The 21,235-nt window shown below is 50.5% G+C and carries 19 protein-coding genes; 11 read left to right on the top strand and 8 right to left on the bottom strand.

What is annotated here, in order from left to right; genetic code table 11:
• Nucleotides 1–492: a TlpA disulfide reductase family protein gene (locus tag DDY07_RS09275; RefSeq protein WP_171695691.1), complete on the bottom strand. Its 492-nt coding sequence runs from the start codon at nucleotides 490–492 to the stop codon at nucleotides 1–3.
• Between the two features lie 821 nt (nucleotides 493–1,313).
• Here DDY07_RS09275 and DDY07_RS09280 point away from each other — a divergent pair.
• The 5 genes from DDY07_RS09280 (at nucleotide 1,314) to DDY07_RS09300 (ending at nucleotide 8,617) form a co-directional block, all read left to right on the top strand.
• Entirely contained in the window at nucleotides 1,314–2,276 is a 963-nt protein-coding gene (locus DDY07_RS09280; protein WP_133120648.1) for a hypothetical protein, read from the top strand.
• A gap of 62 nt (nucleotides 2,277–2,338) precedes the next feature.
• On the top strand, nucleotides 2,339–3,154 hold the full coding sequence (locus tag DDY07_RS09285) for a VPLPA-CTERM sorting domain-containing protein (protein WP_171695692.1): 816 nt from the start codon (nucleotides 2,339–2,341) through the stop codon (nucleotides 3,152–3,154).
• 220 nt (nucleotides 3,155–3,374) lie between these two features.
• Nucleotides 3,375–4,904, top strand: coding sequence for a tetratricopeptide repeat-containing sulfotransferase family protein (locus tag DDY07_RS09290; RefSeq protein ID WP_253734449.1), 1,530 nt, complete (start codon nucleotides 3,375–3,377; stop codon nucleotides 4,902–4,904).
• 688 nt (nucleotides 4,905–5,592) lie between these two features.
• Entirely contained in the window at nucleotides 5,593–7,743 is a 2,151-nt protein-coding gene (locus DDY07_RS09295; protein WP_171695693.1) for a hypothetical protein, read from the top strand.
• Nucleotides 7,744–7,981: 238 nt separating this feature from the next.
• Entirely contained in the window at nucleotides 7,982–8,617 is a 636-nt protein-coding gene (locus DDY07_RS09300; RefSeq protein WP_033156549.1) for a hypothetical protein, read from the top strand.
• Nucleotides 8,618–8,798: 181 nt separating this feature from the next.
• Here DDY07_RS09300 and DDY07_RS09305 read toward each other — a convergent pair whose 3' ends face one another.
• From DDY07_RS09305 to tusD, 7 genes are all read right to left on the bottom strand, one after another.
• Nucleotides 8,799–9,311 carry a hypothetical protein gene (locus DDY07_RS09305; RefSeq protein ID WP_033156550.1) on the bottom strand — a complete coding sequence of 171 codons (513 nt, stop codon included), beginning with the start codon at nucleotides 9,309–9,311 and terminating at the stop codon, nucleotides 8,799–8,801.
• Between the two features lie 390 nt (nucleotides 9,312–9,701).
• Nucleotides 9,702–10,268, bottom strand: a complete 567-nt coding sequence (locus DDY07_RS09310; protein ID WP_171695694.1) for a hypothetical protein — start codon at nucleotides 10,266–10,268, stop codon at nucleotides 9,702–9,704.
• Between the two features lie 185 nt (nucleotides 10,269–10,453).
• Nucleotides 10,454–11,194, bottom strand: a complete 741-nt coding sequence (locus DDY07_RS09315; protein ID WP_171695695.1) for a type III pantothenate kinase — start codon at nucleotides 11,192–11,194, stop codon at nucleotides 10,454–10,456.
• On the bottom strand, nucleotides 11,191–12,180 hold the full coding sequence (gene birA / locus DDY07_RS09320) for a bifunctional biotin--[acetyl-CoA-carboxylase] ligase/biotin operon repressor BirA (protein WP_216614731.1): 990 nt from the start codon (nucleotides 12,178–12,180) through the stop codon (nucleotides 11,191–11,193). Before birA ends, DDY07_RS09315 begins: the two co-directional genes overlap by 4 nt.
• Nucleotides 12,181–12,221: 41 nt before the next feature.
• Entirely contained in the window at nucleotides 12,222–12,806 is a 585-nt protein-coding gene (locus DDY07_RS09325) for a PilZ domain-containing protein (RefSeq protein ID WP_171695696.1), read from the bottom strand.
• Between the two features lie 91 nt (nucleotides 12,807–12,897).
• Nucleotides 12,898–13,254, bottom strand: a complete 357-nt coding sequence (tusC, locus tag DDY07_RS09330) for a sulfurtransferase complex subunit TusC (protein ID WP_171695697.1) — start codon at nucleotides 13,252–13,254, stop codon at nucleotides 12,898–12,900.
• A 7-nt stretch (nucleotides 13,255–13,261) separates the two neighbouring features.
• Nucleotides 13,262–13,651 carry a sulfurtransferase complex subunit TusD gene (gene tusD, locus DDY07_RS09335; RefSeq protein WP_171695698.1) on the bottom strand — a complete coding sequence of 130 codons (390 nt, stop codon included), beginning with the start codon at nucleotides 13,649–13,651 and terminating at the stop codon, nucleotides 13,262–13,264.
• A 127-nt stretch (nucleotides 13,652–13,778) separates the two neighbouring features.
• On the opposite strand from tusD, the gene DDY07_RS09340 reads away from it, so the two are divergent.
• The 6 genes from DDY07_RS09340 to DDY07_RS09365 all read left to right on the top strand — a co-directional run bounded on the left by DDY07_RS09340 (nucleotide 13,779) and on the right by DDY07_RS09365 (nucleotide 21,223).
• Nucleotides 13,779–15,230: a M48 family metalloprotease gene (locus DDY07_RS09340; RefSeq protein WP_171695699.1), complete on the top strand. Its 1,452-nt coding sequence runs from the start codon at nucleotides 13,779–13,781 to the stop codon at nucleotides 15,228–15,230.
• Between the two features lie 475 nt (nucleotides 15,231–15,705).
• On the top strand, nucleotides 15,706–15,945 hold the full coding sequence (gene rpoZ / locus DDY07_RS09345; RefSeq protein WP_033156558.1) for a DNA-directed RNA polymerase subunit omega: 240 nt from the start codon (nucleotides 15,706–15,708) through the stop codon (nucleotides 15,943–15,945).
• 5 nt (nucleotides 15,946–15,950) lie between these two features.
• Nucleotides 15,951–18,134 (top strand): bifunctional (p)ppGpp synthetase/guanosine-3',5'-bis(diphosphate) 3'-pyrophosphohydrolase, encoded by a 2,184-nt coding sequence (locus DDY07_RS09350; protein WP_020482114.1) that lies wholly within the window; start codon nucleotides 15,951–15,953, stop codon nucleotides 18,132–18,134.
• A gap of 1 nt (nucleotide 18,135) precedes the next feature.
• Nucleotides 18,136–18,531, top strand: a complete 396-nt coding sequence (locus DDY07_RS09355; protein ID WP_020482115.1) for a RidA family protein — start codon at nucleotides 18,136–18,138, stop codon at nucleotides 18,529–18,531.
• Between the two features lie 40 nt (nucleotides 18,532–18,571).
• On the top strand, nucleotides 18,572–20,659 hold the full coding sequence (gene recG / locus DDY07_RS09360) for an ATP-dependent DNA helicase RecG (protein WP_171695700.1): 2,088 nt from the start codon (nucleotides 18,572–18,574) through the stop codon (nucleotides 20,657–20,659).
• A gap of 3 nt (nucleotides 20,660–20,662) precedes the next feature.
• Nucleotides 20,663–21,223 (top strand): chorismate lyase, encoded by a 561-nt coding sequence (locus DDY07_RS09365; protein ID WP_171695701.1) that lies wholly within the window; start codon nucleotides 20,663–20,665, stop codon nucleotides 21,221–21,223.
• The last annotated feature ends 12 nt before the right edge of the window (nucleotides 21,224–21,235 follow it).

Here is a 21,235-nt window from a genome sequence, read left to right on the forward strand (position 1 = left end):
TTATTCGCTCAATAACTGGGTAATCTGCTTGCGCAACCCTTCTCTGTCTTCGTCGCGAAAGCCCAAATGAATCATCCGAATTTTGCCTTGTTTATCGACGATAAATGATGAGGGCATGGCTGTTACTCCGAAAATGCGCGGACAGTCGCCTTCTGGATCAAACGACATCGGATAGTCGACTGCGGCGGACTTCAAGTATTCTTGCGCAGCCTCGATGTCTTCATCGACATTAATTCCTATCACTTCAAAGCCGTCCTTGAGTTGTTCATTACGTAATCCGTTCAAAAATGGCATCGCTTTTCGGCACGGGCCGCACCAGGTCGCCCAAAAATCTATCAATAACACTTTGCCCTTGTAAGCGGAAATATCTAGCCGATTAGTCCTATCTGCGCTAGTTGCGGGGCAACTCGGCACCGAACTTCCTATCTCTGCGGACAACACCATACTGCAATGGGCTATGAGGCAAAACGCTGCTACGACTTTTAATTTCATGGTCTGGGTATGTCTATAATTTTGCTGTTATTGCCGTTTAGTTTTTTGAACCTGCAGTCATAACCAACGCCTCCCGGCCCAGGAAAAGACTACGGACTACTTTTGCAAGCAATACACAATCGACATCTTTCAAGATAAGCCAAGCTCATGCTTGCTGCTACACCAAATTTTTAGCAAATACTATGCCACAAATAGTATTGCGAATTATAAAACTCTAAAAACCAGGCAACCGGTCCGGTTGCGGCATGTGAACCTGTTACAAATACGCATATCGAAGTTCGTTAAAAACCGTAACAATCTGCCCAGTAAACCAGCAAAATCAAAGCGTTGCGGTGTTCCTATCGGAACCGCCTCCTAGATGCTGTACGGTTTTAATACGTTCGAATATGCGCAATCAGCAATTCGAATAACGTTCATTTGCAGACATTGAGCTCTGCATTCAACCCAGATTGTCCATTAGAGGCTGAATCGCACTAATATCAACAAGTTACTCTAATGGCATCCATTAGAAATCGTCAGAATTCGGTGTATTTCTGGCGAATGGATTATTTGGGTTCAAGTTTAAACTTGCCTGGCATACCGGTTTATACGTTAGACAAAAAGCCAAAAATACTAGTAATCACCCGCAATTACGTTGATACGTAGCTATATAACATAGTTTAATTATTATCCTTTCAAACCTTTGCTGGCTGAATCACCTCATGCCCTCAGCCGACCCCTGATTCAGCCGTTTATAAGATTGTGGCCGACGAAATGTCTAACGAACATGGTACGGATATTGCGGCAGCTTTTGACGTATTGCCTATCCTACGTTGCGACCTATGACCCACTGTTTGATTCCACTGAGCTCTAGCCTTAAAACACATCAAGGACAGGCATGTTCTTTGATTTTCATGCCTCTAAAACTTTTCAAGGAAAAAATCACTATGCAGAAATCGATATTTCGCTGCCTGACTACCAGCAGCCTTATTCTGGCGAGTTCGCAGTCCTTGGCAGCAATTACGCCGCCCACCTTACCAACCGTGATTGGATTCAGCGCCTTAGGTACTGCAACTGCCGGCAAACCCGATCTTCCGGCAAACCCTGCAACAGGCGGCTGCCCAGGGCCCTCGGCTATTTACGGCACATGCTACCAGGAGGACGGTTTTCTGGTGGGAGTGGTTTACGAGGGAGGCGGCGAACATATTCATAGCGCGACAGTTAGCGGGAACAAACGCGCTCAATATCATGCCGATTCCACCGGCATATACATCAGGGCTAAAGACAGTTCCGCCTTTAGCCTAGATAGCATGGACTTCTTTGCCCCGATTAATGCCGGCAACCCTATTTACGGCGATAATCCAACTTATACCGCCTACGATGACGGCAATGGCGGACAGTACTTGGTACCCGAGCCAGTTTCTTCTAGCCCCGACGACACAGCCTTTCTAGGCGACAACGAATATTGGGAAATTCTGGGCTTTAATAACGCTGCGAATCCAGGCCTTGCCGGCGCGACCAGCGACGGCACCAATTACTCGACGCGCGTGGCGTATCAAACTGTCGCTAATGGCTTCCAAGGCAATTTACTGCTCAACGAAGACTTTCGAAATATCAATGCCTTCTGGATCCATTACCACGGCTTTCCCCGCGTTCCGGACATCGGAATCAGCTTCGGCATGCAATTAGACAACGTCAATATTTCCACGGCAGTGCCGATTCCAAGCGCAGCTTGGCTACTTATCACCGGCCTCGCAGGCATATGGACTGCTGCCGGAAAACTCCGTGACCGAAGTGAGGCTTAAGTAGGCTATCGGCATTTGTGAAATCTTTTACAACTCCCTCTTCCCCCAACCTGAAGATATTTATGAATAAAGCAAAACCGGCTTTAGCGGTAATTTGGTTAGCAATGCTTGCAGCAAGTAGCCATGCCGACGCGGCGATTACCGCCCCAACCTTCGTCGACTTCGGCGTAAAACCCGATAGAGCTTCGCCGAACCCGGTACTACCGGTTGGCGCCTATTACGGCCACGCCAACACCGCCCCCGGCGCCGATGGCACTTGCAATACCACGGCATGCATTTATCAGAATGGTCTTGTCGTCGGCACATTGTCGGAAGCAATCAATACCGGGGGGCATCTACATGCACTGAATTCCGTGACGGATTCCGAGTTGTCTTACCATGCTGATGCACCGGGTATCTATATAAGAGCCCTAGACTCGACCGCGTTTAGTCTGCACAGCATACAATTCAAAGCACCTTACGCCGCCGAAGGAAATCCTTATGCCGGCGGAACGCCAATACCGGAAAATTTTGATCCGGCAATTCATTTTTACGAAATCATAGGGTTTAGCAGCGCCTTGAACCCGGATTTGACCAATGGCGACGGCACCCACTATAGCAACCGAGTAGCCTATCAGACAGTTGAAAATGGCTTTTCCGGAACGCTGGCACTGAATCAAGACTTTGCGAATGTCTCGGCGGTCTGGATACATTTCCATGGCGCGCAAAGCGTTGAGGATATAATCGAAATCGGCGCGGAATTCAAAGTGCAAATTGACGATATTGCCGTAGATGCACCAACAGCAGTACCCCTTCCCGCCGCGAGTTGGATACTCGGTAGCGGACTGTTAGGCTTGATTTCGATTGCCAGAAAAAACCGGCAGCCGACATCAGGCTAAGTATGCTCACAACCACCTGATATTAGCTGGCGCGGCTAAGATATAATCAGCGTCAATAACCTATTGAAACCCCAGCGGCAGGAGGCCAAGACAAATTACAGCAAACCGCAATCCCCTAAAGCACCTCACGTAATTGATTTAAGCGAGTTTTGCAACTTCGCTTAACAATAAAACAGCCCCCAGCAGACAACTGTCATTCGATTTTATAGCGATAAACACCATGACCCCATTCATGCAACTCGGCCAGGCCGCCGTCCAACAAAAAAATTTCAGCGAAGCGGTGGCATGGTTTACCAAGGCAGCGGCGGAAAGCCCTAAAGATCCGCAAATCAAGGCCTGCCTGGGACAATCGCTATGCTGGCTGGGGCAGCGCGAGGAAGGCTTGGCGCACCTTCATCAGTCCGGGCAGCTGCTTTTAAAAAAATCCCGTAAAAGCCGCGACATTGGCCTGGCTCTGGATATGGTCGACCAATTGCAGTATTGGAACGATTTTCCCGGTGCACTGGCGCTATGCAAACAAGCCGTGCAAATCAATCCGGGGCAATTGCGCGGCTATCAATTGCTGGCATTGACCTATTCTCGTTTAAATCAAAAAAAACTCGCCCTCGCAGCCGGTAGACAAGCATTGAAATTGGCGCCGAACAGCGCAGTATTGGCGATATTACTCGCCACTCTGGAAGCTGCCGATGGCCTGAACCAAGAAGCCAAACAACGTTTGGAAAAGGTATTGCAAAATGCCTTATTGACCACCGAAGAAAGGTTCCGGGCCCATAAAGAGTTGGCCCGCATCCTGGACAAGCTTGGAGAATATGAACGGGTTTTCCCGCATTTGCATGCGGCTGCCGAACAGGCACCGCGTCTGGCGGAAGTAAAACGCCAAGACGCCGGTTTAGTGCCAAAAATGCTAGCAACGCATAAGACGGAATTTGATAGCGAACTACTCGGTCGCTGGGCCAATACCGAATTCCCCACCGACCAACCCGCACCGGTTTTTCTGTTGGGTTTTATGCGCACCGGCACTACGCTGACCCAGGAAGTGCTGGCCGCCCATCCGGAAATTTTTGTCGCTGACGAAACCGACTTGATTATCTCGACGGCGAAGGAACTTAAGCGAATATCGAATGGACAAGGTAGCGTTGCCGAGCAACTACGCAAGCTCGATTTAGCAGGCGTGCTGCACTTACGTGCGTTTTACTGGCACCGGGCCCGCGCCTTGTATGGCGATAAGATCGGCACCCGATTATTGCTGGATAAAACCACGATGAACACCATCGATCTGGGCTTGATCAACTGCATTTTCCCGGACGCCAAGCTGGTATTTTTGTTGCGCGACCCGCGTGACGTTTGCTTGAGTTGCTTCATGCAAACCATGTTGCCGACGCCATCAACGGTGCAATTGCTAAGCTGGGAAAGCACTGCGCGGTTTTATGCGCAAGTCATGGACTGGTGGCTGACTATCAAACCCAAACTAACGATGGGTTTTATCGAGTTTCGATACGAAGACGCGGTATTTGATTTCGAACCGGCATTCCGAAAGGTATTTGATTTTATTGGTTTGGAGTGGGATCCTGGGGTTACTGAATTCCATAAAAAAGCAGCCGGCAAGTACATCGCCAGCCCTAGTTTTAGCCAGGTCGCGCAACCTTTATATTCATCATCAGTTGGCCGATGGCAGCGTTATCGGGCGGAATACACTTCCATCCTGCCTGAACTGCAACCATTTATAAACGAGTTTGGCTACGAAAATTAGTTTTAATTGAGCACTGGGGACGGGATTCATATCCCGGAACCCGGCCTACTCAAAGCGATTGGTTTTGCCAGCCATTAACCTAGAACAGCCGATCCACATCAACTGAACACAGTTACGTCGCAAGCCACTCAGTCCGACCGCAAGGCCTCGATAGTCTGCAATTTAAGGTAAATAACCCAATTTCCGACACGCTAAATAGCCAAAACTCGTCCACCGGAAGAGCTCACCCCCCAAAACCGGATAAATAATGCCGGAATTTGCAGAACAAAAAAATATTTCCCAACAAAAGCCTCTAAAACATACCCTCTAGCGAAAACTTACAGCACTTTTAGCGCCGGCAATCTAAATGACTGTGTCATATAACGCATAGATAGGGCATATGACACACTTATCCAAAAGCTAGAAATTTGACATATCGAAAAAATCATCTAGCGACCCGAAGAAGCTTGTTCTCAGCTGAAAAAAATCAGCATCAAATAAATTCTTATCATTGATTTATATAAGTTTTTTCAACAAGATTACAATAAAACACATTCGGGCATGGCTATTGCTTTGGCCTGGGGGATGCCGCGCTGGAACACAATTTAATTGGTTACCATGATCAGAAACATCCGGAACCGTGCTTTCTATCAAATCCCGTCGTTGTCCGCCGCATCAGCCTTATTTAGCTCAACCCAGGATTATAAGCATGAAAAAACAATTAAAAATTCCCTTGGCTTTTGTCGCCGCCATCGCCTTGGGCTATGCTCTTACCCCCAAACCGGAAGCCCCCTTCACCGGCCACGGCAATGTCGATGCCTTAAGTAAAGTATACGAACGCTGGAAAACCGCACACGAACAACAAGGAAACCTGGAGGTTTTGCGTGTCGGCCTGGGCTTTTCGCGAGCACAATCTCGGCAATTTACCGCTGCCAATGGTGAAGCGGCATTGAATCTGCTGAATGGCCAATTAAGCGTGGCGGTCAGCGGCTTATCCAATCAAGAACAATACGATGTGTGGCTGCTGGATAATCACAAATCCGGCAATAACCTAAACGATAAAGCAATCAAAATTGGCCCATTGTCGGCTCATGAAGATAAACATTTACTGACAACCCAATTGGACCGCGACCGCTTCACCGGCTTTACGATGGATGCCGTCGCGATTGCCAAAGCCGGAGAGACACCGCAAACCGGCGGCCTGTTATTCGGCTCACCAAGCTTGCTGCAACGGCTGTATTACACCGAACGCTATTGGCCGGCGGCAACCATAGGCGCCGTAACGGCAGAAGAGAACGCCCGCCCCGCACAAGCGGCGTTCGAATTTTTATTGCCCAAAACCGCGCAAGCCGCAGTAACTTCGTCGGCGGCCACCTCGCCCGAACAACTGACGCAACTGATCGCCACCGGGCAACAGCTGTTTACCGAACAAACCTTTAACGGCAACGGCCGTACTTGCGCCACTTGCCACAGGCCGGACAACAACCACACCATCGATCCCAGCTACATTGCCAAACTGCCGAAAACCGACCCGCTATTTGTAGCCGAGACCAATCCGGTATTGGCCGATCTGGAAAAACCGGCGCTGCTCAGACAATTTGGTTTGTTCGTGGCCAATGTCGATGGCTTCGATAGGCCGCCAGTCATGCGTAGCTCCTCGCATCTGCTAGGTATTGCCAACACCCTGACCTTCGAAAAAACCATCAACCCAGGTTACGGCAACGGCGAATTCACTCAGGATACGGATTATTTCAACGCTCACGACCCCGAAGCGCAGCAATCCGGTACGCATACGCATGCTATCGGTTGGTCTGGAGACGGCGCCCCCGACGGCGGGTCGCTGCGAGATTTCGCCAAGGGGGCCATTAAACAGCATTTGCCCAAAACCCTGATTCGCGCTGAAAACATCGACTTTAGATTGCCTACCGAAGCCGAGCTGGATGCGTTGGAAGCTTATATGCTGTCTCTGGGCCGCAGTGAAGAAATCAATCTTGCCAATATGTATTTCAAGTCGCCGCTGGTGCAAAACGGCTTGCTGTTGTTCAACACCAAAAACAATCCCAAACTTGCGGATGGTACGGTGCTATTCGGCACTACCGGCAACTGCAACGGCTGCCATTCCAACGCCGGTGGCATCAGTTCCACCACCAACGCCAATCCTACCCGCGACACCGGCGTCGAGCGCATGCGCGACCAGTTGCATCATCTAGCCGATCCAAATCTGGCCTACGATGGCGGTTTCGGACAAACCCTACAAACCGATTGCGGCCCGAACTTTAACGAAACCTGTTACAGCGACGGCAGCTTGGCGCCAGCCGGCACCACGACACGCCCAGCGGGACATCAGGGATTGAATCGTTTTAACACGCCATCGCTGATAGAAGCTGCCGATACCGCGCCGTTCTTTCACAACAACAGCGTGACCACGCTGGAAGAGACCGTAGCGTTTTACAGCTCGGATGCATTTAACAGTTCACCGGGCGCATTCACCTCCAGCAAAGCCAACCGCCAAGGCAAACTGGATTCGTCGCAAGTGATTGCCGTTGCCTTGTTCCTGCGCTCCATCAACGTGCTGGAAAACATCCGCAGCTCCAATCTTTTGGATCAAAAAGCGATTACGTTGAACGGTGACCAAAGCGTCAAAACCTTAAAACTGGCGATTGCCGATACTCAGGACGCTATCGACGTACTTAAGGAAGCTGTCATTAATCCCTATCCGGATGCGTTAGACAAACTGCAGCAAGCGCTCTATTACGAAACACAGGCAACGAACAAGCTTTATCCAAACCGCACAACGCTCATGCAAAACGCGATAAACCTAAAGAATCAGGCACGAAGCATGATAGTCAGCGGCGGTTAGCATCTGCGGGCCGGGACGGACATGTTCCAATCCCGGCATTTCAGCAAGCTGTTCGCCTAAGCTTTAAACAAAGCCTCTCCTGCGCTAGCCGACGCACAGGAGAGGAACCGGATTCCCGTTTTTACGGGCGTAGCAACGCCAGGGAATTTAAAGGCTGGATTAGCAAAATCCACTCGCCCGGCAACGCCCTACCCGCCGGGCCGGCGTAGTCTCTTTTTCAATATAAACCAGAACAACGATGAATAAGCAACTCAACAAACTTTTAAAAACCGGCCTGACCGTACTTATCCCATTATGTGCGGCCGGCAACGCCGAGGCCGCAATAGTTACTTTTAGTCTCGATTACAGCGGCTTAGCATTCGGAAACGCCGCCACTGCACAAGGCCTTATCAGCCTGGATGAGCAACTCATTCCCAATCCAGGCTCGGCTTTTCTCGATTTCAGCAACAATGACGCAATCAAGGCTTTCACATTAACTGTGTCCAACGCCACGGGAGGCTTGGGAAACGGCACATTTCAGATGACGGATTTCGATTTTGCCACCTGGGATAGCGCAGGCGAAACACTGGACTTTAACCAACAATTGATAGGCCAGTGGACGCAAGGTGGCGGTTGGGGGAAAAGCGCTAGATGGGACGGCGGCGCGGGTGAGTTTAACCTTTACGCCAAAGCCGGCTCCTCCGCGCCGACCAGCTCCGGCTACTTTACCTTGGCGGCGAACAACGATTTTCTGAATGGCGATTTGTTGAAATTAGTGTCGTTTAAACCCGTGTCAGGCTCTGTTCAGCCAGTTCCGCTGCCCGCACCCATTTGGTTATTCGGTAGCGCTGTCGGCGTGTTCTTAAGCAGAAAAGCAGTGAAGAAAGACCATTAATTGCTCACTTGTTTATCAATCGTCGCTCCCGGGAAAGCGGGAGCTCAACGGCCATAATGATTCACTAAGCGATTTAAAAGCTCCCGCCATGCGGGAAACTAAAGGTACTCGGAGATTTTCAACAGACGTAAAAAAACCGGATGGAGAACGACTCCATCCGGTTTAAAAAGCTCAAAAATTTTTAAGCTTGAACGGCCGCTTTACGACGACCGGTATACAGGAAGCCCATCAAAGCACTTGTCATAAACCATACCGATGCAGGGAGAGGTACACTAGTGACAGGGTTTTGATTCGCAGCAGCTTTCAGATCGAATCCAAACAGAAAGCTCAAGTTGCTGGTGACTACGCCTGGTTTTACAAAGGTCAACAAGAACGTATTAGGGGCACCCAATTCATAGTTACCAGCTTCGCTAACCCAACCGCTCGCTGTCAACAGACCCAATTTGAAAGGGCTAGCAGAAGCAAACGTGCCTACACCGTTAAAGGTGTAAACAGGTGCATCAATAGCCAGATCAGCGGTAGCAGAAAAGATACCGAAGGTGTCACTTGAAGTAAATGGGAATGAACTAGAACCGAAGGAGATAAAATTGCTATCGCCGTCAGTAGATTCCCAAATGATGCCTGCCGAACTTACAGTCGAAACCGCAAATAGGCAAACAGCAAGCCAAAGTTTTAAAGATAAAAGCGTTTTCATGGATATTCCCCATTTAAATTAACGTTAACAATTGGTCATCCTTTTGACCACCTTACTCCTTAGTCAAAATTGTTCCTCAATCCCAACTAAGAAGGGGGGTGGATATATACAAACACCCACCCATACAGAATAAAGCAAATACAATGCCACAATTAATTCTATTTATTTTCAATAAGTTATCAGAGCAAAAATTGCAAAGTGTAAATATTACCGACACGTTACGAGTGATTTTTGCCTTTTGCCTAAAAAAGTCACCAAATCGGTGCATTACACGTTTTGAACTGCGTCAAAGTAATTTTTCGAACATAAAAAAGCCGGATGAACCTAAATTAGCCTCATCCGGCTCAACGACCGCCATAGCATCGAACAAATGCGACCAGCGTCGGGTACTTATTTCAACGCATTGCCACAGTCTATATCGGCCACTTGTGTATAGCCAACATTCTTGAAAATAGCGCTCTGCCCCCCGACGAACCGAATAAACAATTCATCCCGGGGTTTATTGCGCTGCCTAATTTCCGCTTTGACGCCTTGCTCGGCCAACTGGTTTTTAAATAGCATGGCGCGCTGCCGATCATTGAACACGCCGAGCGATATTGCCCCTTTGATATCACCATCCGAGATTGGCCAGACATCGTTTAATCCTTTGGCTTTTAACATCATCTTATTGATACGGGTTTGTTCGGCATCTTTTCCAGCCGGGTAATAAACCTGAAAGTCCGAAGAAACCATAGTTGATTTGTTTGCGGCTTTAAACACAGTTAAATGCTCAGTGCTGGCCCATCGCCGCAACGCCTCCTGATCGCTGAACGGCCCGGCCTCATAGCAATGATGGATCGCGGTTTTCTGCCTGTCTGAACCAGTTGATTTAGGCGTATGAGGGCTTGCTTTGAAGATTAAAGCAACTTGGGGCGGGTTTAAGCGCTGCAGAATATCCGTTACTTGCTTGGCTTGCAATTCAGCGGCAGCATTGTCCAGATAAGCAGAAATTTGTGCTCCACGCCGTGCCAATTGTCTCTCTCTGACCGTTAGCAAGGCCGGAATATTAGTGACCGGCTCGACCGATGGCGTCAGCGCACCAAAATGTAGCTTCCAGAAAAAAAACAACACATTCAGCAGACATAACAAAAAAAACAGCACCTTCATAAGGCTTTGTCGTTTTGGCAATAATTGAGCAAGCCTTTAAAGACCAAATCGCCGTCTACAATACTTGGAACGGCCAGATGCCGAGCTAACATCTCCCCATCGCCACCACTCAACACTAACTGATAGGCTTTGGGCTGACGCACCAAGGCCGCCTCTACCAGACCAGCCGCGGCTAACAAGGTACCGTTATTGATAGCCGCCGCCGTGACAACCGCCAAACTTGTCTCTGCCTGGTCTTCGCTAAACGGCAGCGCAGCGGTATTGTTTGCCAAGGATTTTTTCATCAGCAACAACCCCGGACTGATTAAGCCGCCCAGATGCCTGCCACCGCTCTCGATGAAATCTATTGTGATGGCGGTGCCACAATCGACAACACAGGTATCTCCAGGATAATAACGATGTGCCGCTTGCAATGCCAACCAGCGGTCCACCCCCAACTTCTCCGGCTCAGTGTATGCATTTTTGACGTTAAAAGCTGTTTGCGAAGACTGCGGCATGATCAGCTCTACACCGGGCCATAGTCCCCGCGCCATGTCGCCCAATAAAACGGTCAGAGCATTTTCCGATACCGACGCCATAGCCACTTGCTTGGGTGCGGGGATACTCAGCCAAAACTCACGCAAACGTTCCGGAAAATCCGCTTGGCGATAATCCATAAACATCGTCGGTTTCAGCACACCGGCCTCTGCCTGGGTCCATTTCAGACGTGAGTTGCCAATATCGACCAGTAAAATCATATGCGTCGAAAACTGACTTCGCCGGACGCAAACACTCGGGTTTCGCCGTCGGCGAGTTCCAGCAACAACAGACCTTGATCGTCGATGCCCGCCACCACGCCGCTAAAGCTCTGCTCGTGCATAAAAATATCGACCTGTTTGCCTTGCATGCTATCGTAGCTACGCCATTCGTCGAGATAATGCCCCAGTGCACGGACCTCGTAATCCGCCAGCACCGGTAACAACTGATTCAATAACTCGCCCACCAGCCGATTACGTTGACCATGAACCGACTCCGCCAAAATACCGTGCAAATCGACCCAATCCTGTTCGATGGCCTGACCTTCATGCGCCGGCAAATACACATTTAAACCCAAACCTATCACCGCATGGCAAGGCCCGCTACTTTCTCCGGACACCTCAATCAAAATCCCCGCCAATTTACGTTGTCGCCAATAAATATCGTTCGGCCATTTCAAACCCACATCAACAATCCCGAAACCTCGCAACGCGCGGATTACCGCTACCCCAACCGCCAGACTCAATCCACTAATCGCAGCCGGCCCACCCTGGAAACTCCACAAAATTGATAAGTAAATATTGTGACCAAACGGCGAAACCCAATATCTGCCGCGCCGCCCTTTCCCCGCGGTTTGCCGTTCGGCCAAACAGACAGAGCCGATGCCGGCACCCTGCCTCGCCCTGTCCAATAAATAAGTGTTGGTAGAGTGAATCTCGTCGTGAATTTCCAGTTCACCCAGCAAGGATCGCGCATGGCCATCCAAGTGCTGATCGATCTGCTGCTCGTCCAACAACTGTAAAGGGCTTTGCAAGCGGTAACCTTTGCCCGATACCGCTAGTAACTCGATACCGAACTCGGACAACGCACTTAAGTGTTTCCATACCGCCGAACGACTAACGCCCAGCAAGCCCGCCAATTCGGTCCCCGAGTGAAATTGACCGTCCGCCAGGACATGTAAAATTTGTTTAAGTTTAGGAGAGATCAATCGCCAACCTGTCGAACGTGCAGTAAAGCCGGACTACGGCGCTAAAACTCGTTTTTATCACGCAATTGTTGCAATTGTTTCTTGACGACATGCTTGATTAACAGCTCTCTATCGTCTTCTTTGAGATTGACGTACTCAACACAGATAAAGAACGGCCGCTCCGGGCTATCGCCGGAAATATCCTTGCACTGGACGACGTTCGCGTAGGCCACGATCACCGCCATACACGAGGTCAGCAGCATCCGCAATTCCAGCAGTTCGCCAACCGCTATAGGTGTTTCATTGCTAAAAGCTAACCCAGTGGCGCTGAGACTGACGTCGCGGGTATCGTGTTCGGAAAACTCCTCACTCTGTGCGCTAATCGCCTGGGCGATCAAGTTGATTTTGGTGTCGATGATCTTCAGATATTCGAACATTTCCGGATCGCGCCTTTCCAGGCGCGGCGACAACATGCGCGCTTCCTGCGCCAATACGTCCAACGCGGAGGTCAATGAACAATTGCCCAGTACATCATTAGAGACATGACTCAAGGCGTCGACATTTTTTTTGTCGATGACTTTGTGCAGCAGATTTATCGTGTCGTTGACTCGAAAATAACGCCTTTTTTCTTCAATTTCATCCGCCATGGTGTGCTCGTCCTCGGTCTACTTAAGTGGGGTAAATATTACGAATAAAGAATTTTAGCTTAAGCGGCTTCAACTGTTTAATTCCACAGCATCAATCAGAAATAATAAGATCGTAACGATGCATCAAGCGGCTAACTTCGACACGCGGCAGACTGACGACAGGCAAGATTAGATCGGTGGATGTGAGTCCGGCCAGTTGCAAAGATTCTTCTTCTACGTACAAATCGTTAACGTCGTAAATTTGCAAGGCCTGAAAAATTGCCGAGGTATCCTTTAAATCTAATCCGCCAGGATGCTGCTGATTTTTTAATTGCCACACGGCATCGTCGACAAAAAGCAAGGCGACGTGCTGATCAAAGGCCGCGGCAGTCAAAATCGCGTCCAGAGTTTCTTGCAGATGACCACCGCTGTAAGGCAAGCGGCGCATAATAAATAGATAGCGTTTCATGGCACAGTTAACCGAAGACAATACTGCGGTCAGCCAGCAGAGTCGCCTCCAGCCACTGTCCTAAACCGGCTATCCGAAACCCCGGCGCCGTATCGTCATCCTGCTTACCCTGCCGTGCAGCCTCATCAAGGCACAATAAACCCCGGCGCTGCGCCGCCGAGATGCACACCACTAAATCCACACCATATTGCTCAGCCAAAGCCGACCAATGTCGAGTAATCGAAAATTCATCCTCAGGCGGCTTGGCATAACGGAAAGCATGATAGATACCCTCCTTGTAAAAAAATACTCGCAGAATTTGGTGCTCGGCCGCCAACGCCGCCTGAATAAACCGATAGGCGTTCAGGCCGGCATTGCTGGCGTAAGGACTGGCATTAACTTGTACGGCATATTTCATCGCGCTGTAAAATAATCGTTAAATTCAATATTCGGCCTATTTTAATACGAGCACGTTCAAGCTGCCCGTTTTTGCCGCGCATTGTTTTGCTATTGAACCAAACTTACTGCTTCCAGTCCGAGCTTCCATGACAATTAAGCCTCTTATTTTCAGCCTTGGCCTGATCCTGTTCTGTCCGTCGCCGCGAGCCTTGGACATCGAAAAAATCCAACTGCCGGACATGGGCGATTCAGCAGGCGCCATCATTTCACCGGCTCAGGAAAAGGAGTTCGGCGAAGCTTTTTTTCGTAATTTGCATCAACAAGCCGAAATTAATCAGGATGTGGAAATCCAACAATACATCCAGAACATAGGTCGGCAATTAGCGTCCCACAGCGACACGCCGTCCAATCCCTTCCACTTTTTTGTCGTGATGGACCCCAATATCAACGCCTTTGCCGGCCCAGGAGGATACATTGGCGTCAATTCCGGCTTGATCCTTTTGACCGAAGCGGAGAGCGAACTGGCATCGGTAATGGCTCACGAGATTGCTCACGTTACCCAACGTCATTTATACAGATCGATTGAAAAAGCCAGCAAATTGTCGATCCCGACCGTCGCCGCCACGTTGGCGGCGATTTTGATCGGCACCCAGTCCCCCAATATGGGCCAAGCAGCTTTAATGGCCATCCAAGCCGGCAACATTCAGTTTCAAATCGATTTTACCCGCGACCACGAAAAAGAAGCAGACCGGGTGGGTATGCAAACCTTAGCCGGTGCCAATTACGACCCGCGCAGCATGCCGACTTTTTTCGAACGCTTACAGCAATCCACCCGTTATTACGGCAAAGGCGTACCTGAATTTTTAAGAACCCACCCGGTATCGGAAAATCGGGTGGCCGACACCCGCGGCAGAGCGGAAATCTATCCCTACCGGCAATATCCGGATTCATTAGCGTATTTGTTGACCAAGGCCAAGCTTACCGTGCTGACTGCGCAGGACAAACGCACCCCGCTACAGCATTTCACCACGCTCGAAATGCAAGGCACGCCGGAACAAAGAGCTGTCGCCCGCTATGGCATGGGCTTGGTATATTTGGAAAATCAACAATACGCCGCAGCCAGCGAAATTTTTCAAAAACTCACCGAGCAATATCCGTCGCAACCGCAATATATCTCCGCGCTGGCCCGCACAGCGATGGATGCGCACGACTACGAAAAAGCCGGCAAATTATTTGAGAAAGCAATTAACACCTTCCCCAGCAATGACGCCTTAAAAATTCAATATACCCGCAGCCTGGTCAAGAACGCTCAACCGCAACGCGCAAAACAAGTGTTACAAAGCTTGTCGGATAGCGAGAAAGACCAGCCGTATTATTACGAACTACTCGCGCAGATTTTCGCCGACCTCAAACAGCCCGGGGAATCGCATCGCTACATGGCCGAGTACTATTACGCTAGCGGCGAAACCGAAGCGGCGATCATGCAAATCAGATTGGCAAAACAACAGACTGATCTCAGCTTTCAGCTACAAGCCATCCTCAACGAACGGCTAAATTTCTTTCTCAGCGAGGAAGAATCGCGCCGAATGGAACGCTAATTTCAAACATTAGAAAAACCTGATACGAGCTAAGTTTTTGTTTAAGAAAATTAATTTCGGGGCAAAACCATTTCCCGAAATAAAACTGATTTTTTTGTTGGACACCCGGTTTTTTTTAAAATACACTGCGCCCACCTTGAATACGGAGTGCATTCAACCTTAACGGGTTGCATCTTTGAGGGGGGAGGGAAACAGCCGGTAAAACGGCTGATAATAATAATTATAAAATAGTAATTGCTTGACTAAACTGCCCTAAGGCAGGCGTCCAACACAATAACAATAATAATTACAACAAACAGGACGGGCCCGCGTATAGCGGGCTTTTTATTGCCTGTCGTTTTACTTTCTCCACCTAGCCGCTTGCAGCCTCGATTGGCCTAAGTGCGCCGTTTATCTTATAATTCAACCCTGTCCGCTCAGTACTGTTAAAGTCTATCGGGCGAAGATCCCCCGCAAACTCAGATAAGGTTTAATAATGGCACGCGTTACCGTTGAAGATTGTTTGGAAAATGTTGAAAACCGTTTCAAATTGGTGTTACTCGCCAGCAAAAGAGCACGGCAGTTGGAAAAAGGCGCCGATGAATTCGTTCCACGCGGCAAAGATAAAGACACTGTGCTGGCACTTCGTGAAATAGCCGCAGGCTTTGTCAACGAAGAAAATATCGACCGTTTGCATCGTGCAGGTTACGTTTCGGAAACCCATCTGGAAATCTAACACCCATGCCCGAGATAGCTGTCAAACCCGCACCAGCGCTACCTGCTATCGAGCATCCTGAAGAAAAACTTCTTCACCAGCTCTGCGAGATCCTGCGCAGCTATCTCGACCAAGAACAAATCAACGATGTGATCCGCGCCTACCATTTCGGTGCGGCCGCGCATTCCGGGCAATTCCGCAGGAGCGGCGAAGCCTATATCTGTCATCCGGTATCCGTGGCGATCACACTGGCCAGCATGCACATGGATCACCATGGCATCATGGCGGCCATTCTGCACGATGTCATCGAAGACACCCCTATCAGCAAGGAACAACTGGGGGAACAGTTTGGCGTCGAAGTGGCTGAACTGGTTGATGGCGTGACCAAACTCTCCAAGATCGACAGCCGTTCCCGCGCCGAAGCGCAAGCGGAAAACGTCAGAAAAATGTTCCTGGCCATGGCGCAAGATCTGCGCGTAATCGTTGTCAAACTCGCCGACCGTTTGCACAACATGCAAACCATGGGCAATATGCCGGTCGATAAAAAACGCCGCATCGCCAAGGAAACGCTGGAAATTTACGCCCCTATCGCCAATCGGCTGGGCATGAACGATGTCAGGCATCAGCTGGAATCGCTGGGCTTTAAAGCGCTCTACCCCAACCGCTACACGGCCATCAATAATGCCGTGAAAAAATCGCGCGGCAACCGCAAGGAAATCATCGACACCATCCAGAATGCCATCCAGAATCGTCTAAACGAATCCAACTTGGACGGTGCAGTGGCGGGCCGCGAAAAAAACATCGCCAGCATTTATCAAAAAATGCTCAGCAAACGGATTTCCTTTACCGACGTCTTTGATGTCTACGCTTTCCGCATTTATTGCCATCAGGTCGACGACTGTTACCGGGCTTTAGGCTGCGTGCACAATTTATATAAACCCGTTCCTGGCCGCTTCAAGGACTACATAGCCTTGCCCAAAGCCAACGGCTATCAGTCACTGCACACGATATTGATAGGCCCTTACGGCGTGCCTATCGAAATTCAGATTCGTACCCACGAAATGCATCGCCTTTCGGAGTCGGGAATTGCCGCGCATTGGCTATACAAATCCGACAACGATAAAAGTGAGACCATCCAGGCCCGCGCCAACGAATGGCTGCGCGATTTGCTGGAGATTCAAAAATCCGCCGGCGATTCGCTGGAATTCATCGATAACTTAAAAGTCGATCTGTTCCCGCAAGAAGTTTTCGTGTTTACCCCCAAAGGCAAAATCATCAAGCTTCCGCGCGGCGCGACCATTGTCGATTTCGCCTACCTGGTGCATACCGATGTCGGCAACGCCTGTATTTCCGCGCGCATCGACAAGAAACTGGTGCCGCTGCAAACCAAGCTGGAAAACGGCATGACGGTAGAAGTCATTACCGCCACTTGGGCCAGACCGAATCCCCTTTGGCTGAACTACGTCACCACCGCCAAGGCCCGCAGCTGCATCCGCGCCTATTTGAAAAACTTCAACCAACAGGAAGCCATCAATCTGGGCCGCCGCCTTCTGGAAAAAGAATTGCAGAGCCTGGGTATTCAACTGGAAAATGTCGATAATACCCGCATCATCCAGGTGTTACAGGTCTTGAAAAAGCACTCGATGAACGAGTTGCTGGAAGACATCGGCTTGGGCAATCGCATGCCCTTCCTGGTGGCAAAACGCATCAGTCAAACCGACGTGAACGCGGCGGTAAAACTCGACGACAACGAATCAACGCATAAAACCCCTTTAATTATCAAAGGCACCGAAGGCATTGTCGTCAGCCTTGCCAAATGCTGCCGGCCGATTCCCGGCGACTCGATTATCGGCTTCTTCAACCCCGGTAAAGGCATCGTCGTCCATCATCACGAATGCCGTAACAGCAACGAAGTCAGAAAAAAACAGACTACCTGGTTGGATGTGGAATGGAGCCCGGAAGCCAGCGGCGAATTCCCCGCTGAAATCCGCATCGAACTGTTAAACCAACGCGGTTCGCTGGCCACCATCGCTTCGACCATCTCCAGTATGGATTCCAATATCGAAAACATTACCGTGGTCAGCCAGGATGATCGGGTCTCGGTGGATTTATTAACCCTGGCCGTAAAGGATCGCGTGCATTTGGCCAATATCATCCGTAAATTGAAAAAACTTTCCATCGTTTTAAAAATTACCCGCATCAAGGCATAGCATGAACAAGGAAATCATCTCAACCCCTCTGGCCCCGCAAGCAATCGGCACTTATTCGCAAGCCGTCAAAGTAGGCGAGACGGTTTATTTATCCGGACAAATCCCGCTTGACCCGGAGACCATGCAAGTCGTGGACGGTGACATCGCTGTGCACATCCGCCGGGTATTCGATAACCTGAAAGCGGTGGCCGAAGCCGCTGGCGGCGACTTCAACGACATCGTCAAACTCAATGTCTTTCTGACCGATTTAAGCAACTTCCCTATCGTCAACGAAATCATGGCCGAATACTTCAGCCAACCCTACCCCGCTCGTGCGGCAATAGGCGTGGCGGCATTACCCAAAGGCGTTGGCGTGGAAATGGACGGCGTGATGGTATTGCGCAACGAATACTACTGATCAAAACAACGGGGCGTTTTTTCGCCTTATTTATTGATTCATGAGTCATCCGGAACCGCATAAACAGCCTGTCACCACCTTGACAGGCATCGGTTCCCAATCCGCCACCCGCCTTGAAAAACTGGGCATCCATACCCTCCAAGACCTGTTGTTTCACCTGCCCCTACGCTACCAGGATCGCAGCCGTATCGTGCCCATTTCCCAGTTGATGCCGGGTATGACCACCTTGGTTTGCGGCACCGTCGAATTTACCGACAGCATCCAGCGCGGCCGTCCCAGCGTAATTTGCCGCATCGCCGACGACAGCGGCAGCTTGTCGATCCGTTTTTTCCATTTCACCGTGCAACAAAGTCAGCAGCTAAAGCCCGGCACCCTACTCGGCTGTTTCGGCGAAATCCGTTACGGTTACAACGGCTTGGAAATGGTGCATCCGGAATACAAAATCGTTTCTGCCGCCGAGCAGCTGCTGGAAGCAACGCTGACGCCGGTCTATCCGTTAACCGAAGGCATTTCCCAATCCGCGCTCCGTAAAGCCATCAAACAGGCGTTAACTCTATGTTTAACCAGCGACAGCGCGATTACGGACTGGCTACCGGCTAAGTTGTTGATCGAGCATGGCTACCCTTCCCTCAGCGATGCGCTACAAACCTTGCATAATCCGCCGCCGCATTTGTCGGTAGAGATCATTAACGGCGGCTCCTTGCCCGCCTTAAAACGCCTGGTTTTTGAGGAGTTTCTGGCCCACCATTTGGCACTATTGCAAGGCAAGTTAGCTTATAAAAGCTGGCAGTCGCCGGTTTTTGACATAAACCAAGCTGCCAAACAGGCATTCCTCGCAGGCTTGCCTTTTCAACTGACGAATGCGCAACAGCGAGTGACCGCCGAAATCGAAAGCGATTGCTGCCAAGCACAACCCATGCTGCGCCTCGTGCAAGGCGATGTGGGCTCCGGCAAGACCGTGGTGGCGGCTCTAGCAAGTTTGCTGGCGCTGAACTCGGGTTATCAAGTCGCGATCATGGCACCCACCGAATTATTAGCCGAACAACACTTTCGCAACTTTAGCCTATGGTTCGCCGAAACCGGCCACCAAGTGCTGTTTCTGACCGGTCAATTGAAAGGCAAATCCCGACAAGCCACGTTGGATGCCTTGGCGGACGGCACGGCCAATATTGTGATCGGCACACACGCGCTATTTCAGGATAGTGTGCATTTTCATAAGCTTGGTTTGATCGTCATCGACGAACAGCATCGCTTCGGAGTTCATCAGCGCCTGGCCTTGCGTGAAAAAGGCCAACACGGCGGATTGAGGCCGCATCAATTAATCATGACTGCCACGCCCATCCCGCGCACCTTGGCGATGCTGCAATATTCCGACCTGGACATTTCCATCATCGACGAGCTGCCGCCCGGCCGTAAACCCATCGCCACCAGCGTAATTTCCTCGGAACGCCGCGAAGAAGTCATCGGCCGTATCGAACATTGGGTGGCGCAGCAACGCCAAGCGTATTGGGTCTGCACCTTGATCGAGGAATCCGAGGTTCTACAATGCGAGGCTGCCGAGAAAACCGCAGCCTATCTATGCCAAGCCTTGCCGAACGTGCGTGTCGGCCTGGCGCATGGCCGGATGAAAGCCGCGGAAAAAGACGCGGTGATGCAAGCCTTTAAAAATCGCGATTGCGATTTATTGGTCGCCACCACGGTGATTGAAGTGGGTGTGGACGTACCCAACGCCGGCCTGATGATCATCGAAAATCCGGAGCGTTTGGGCTTGTCGCAGCTCCACCAATTGCGGGGTCGGGTTGGCCGCGGCAATCAGGACAGCTATTGCCTGCTGCTGTATCAATCACCGCTCTCGCAAGCCGGCAAGCAACGTCTGGCTATCCTGAAAGAAAGCAACGACGGCTTCGTCATAGCCAAGAAAGACTTGGAATTGCGCGGCCCTGGCGAAGTGATGGGCACCCGCCAAACCGGGCAGATACAGTTCAAAATCGCCGACCTAGAGCGCGACAGAGACCTGCTGGAACTGATCCCAGCCGCCGCGCAATTGATCCATCGCCAACACCTAGACGCCATTCAACCGCTGATCCAACGCTGGATCGGCCATAGCCGCCATTACGCCGAGGTTTAACGCTTGCCCGACAAAAGTTTTTTATTCAGCCGCCCACCCATCTGGAAAAGCCACGAACAGAGCAGCCAACGGCAACTGCCGAACGATCTGCAATCCTGGCTCAACGAAACCGGCTCGCTGACCAAACGTCTGCGCGGCATCCACGGCAACCGCTTCGGCGTAAAAGTGTTATTCCACCGCTGGAAACCGGCTTTCATAGACGAATGCCGACTATTGGGCTTACCGCCCTGCCGCTATCAATTGATCCGCGAAGTGCTGCTGCATGCCGATGGCGAACCCTTGGTGCTGGCCCGCACCATCCTGCCCGAGCCGACCATCGAAATCGCCCACCGCAATCTATCCCATCTCGGCACCAGGCCCTTGGGTGAAGTGATTTTCGCCTATCCGGATTTGGAGCGCCGCCAGAGACAGTTCAGTCGGGCTGATACGGGCATTTGGTCGCCAGGTTTGCAAACGGCGGTTGGTGTAGACGATGCTATTTGGGGGCGTCGAACCGTTTACGCGATTCATCGGCAACCGTTGTTGGTCGCAGAATTTTTTCTGCCGGGGGTGCTGAATGTGTAATCGAGAACCGGC

The sequence above is a fragment of the Methylomonas sp. ZR1 genome (assembly GCF_013141865.1).
Taxonomy (GTDB): Bacteria; Pseudomonadota; Gammaproteobacteria; order Methylococcales; family Methylomonadaceae; genus Methylomonas.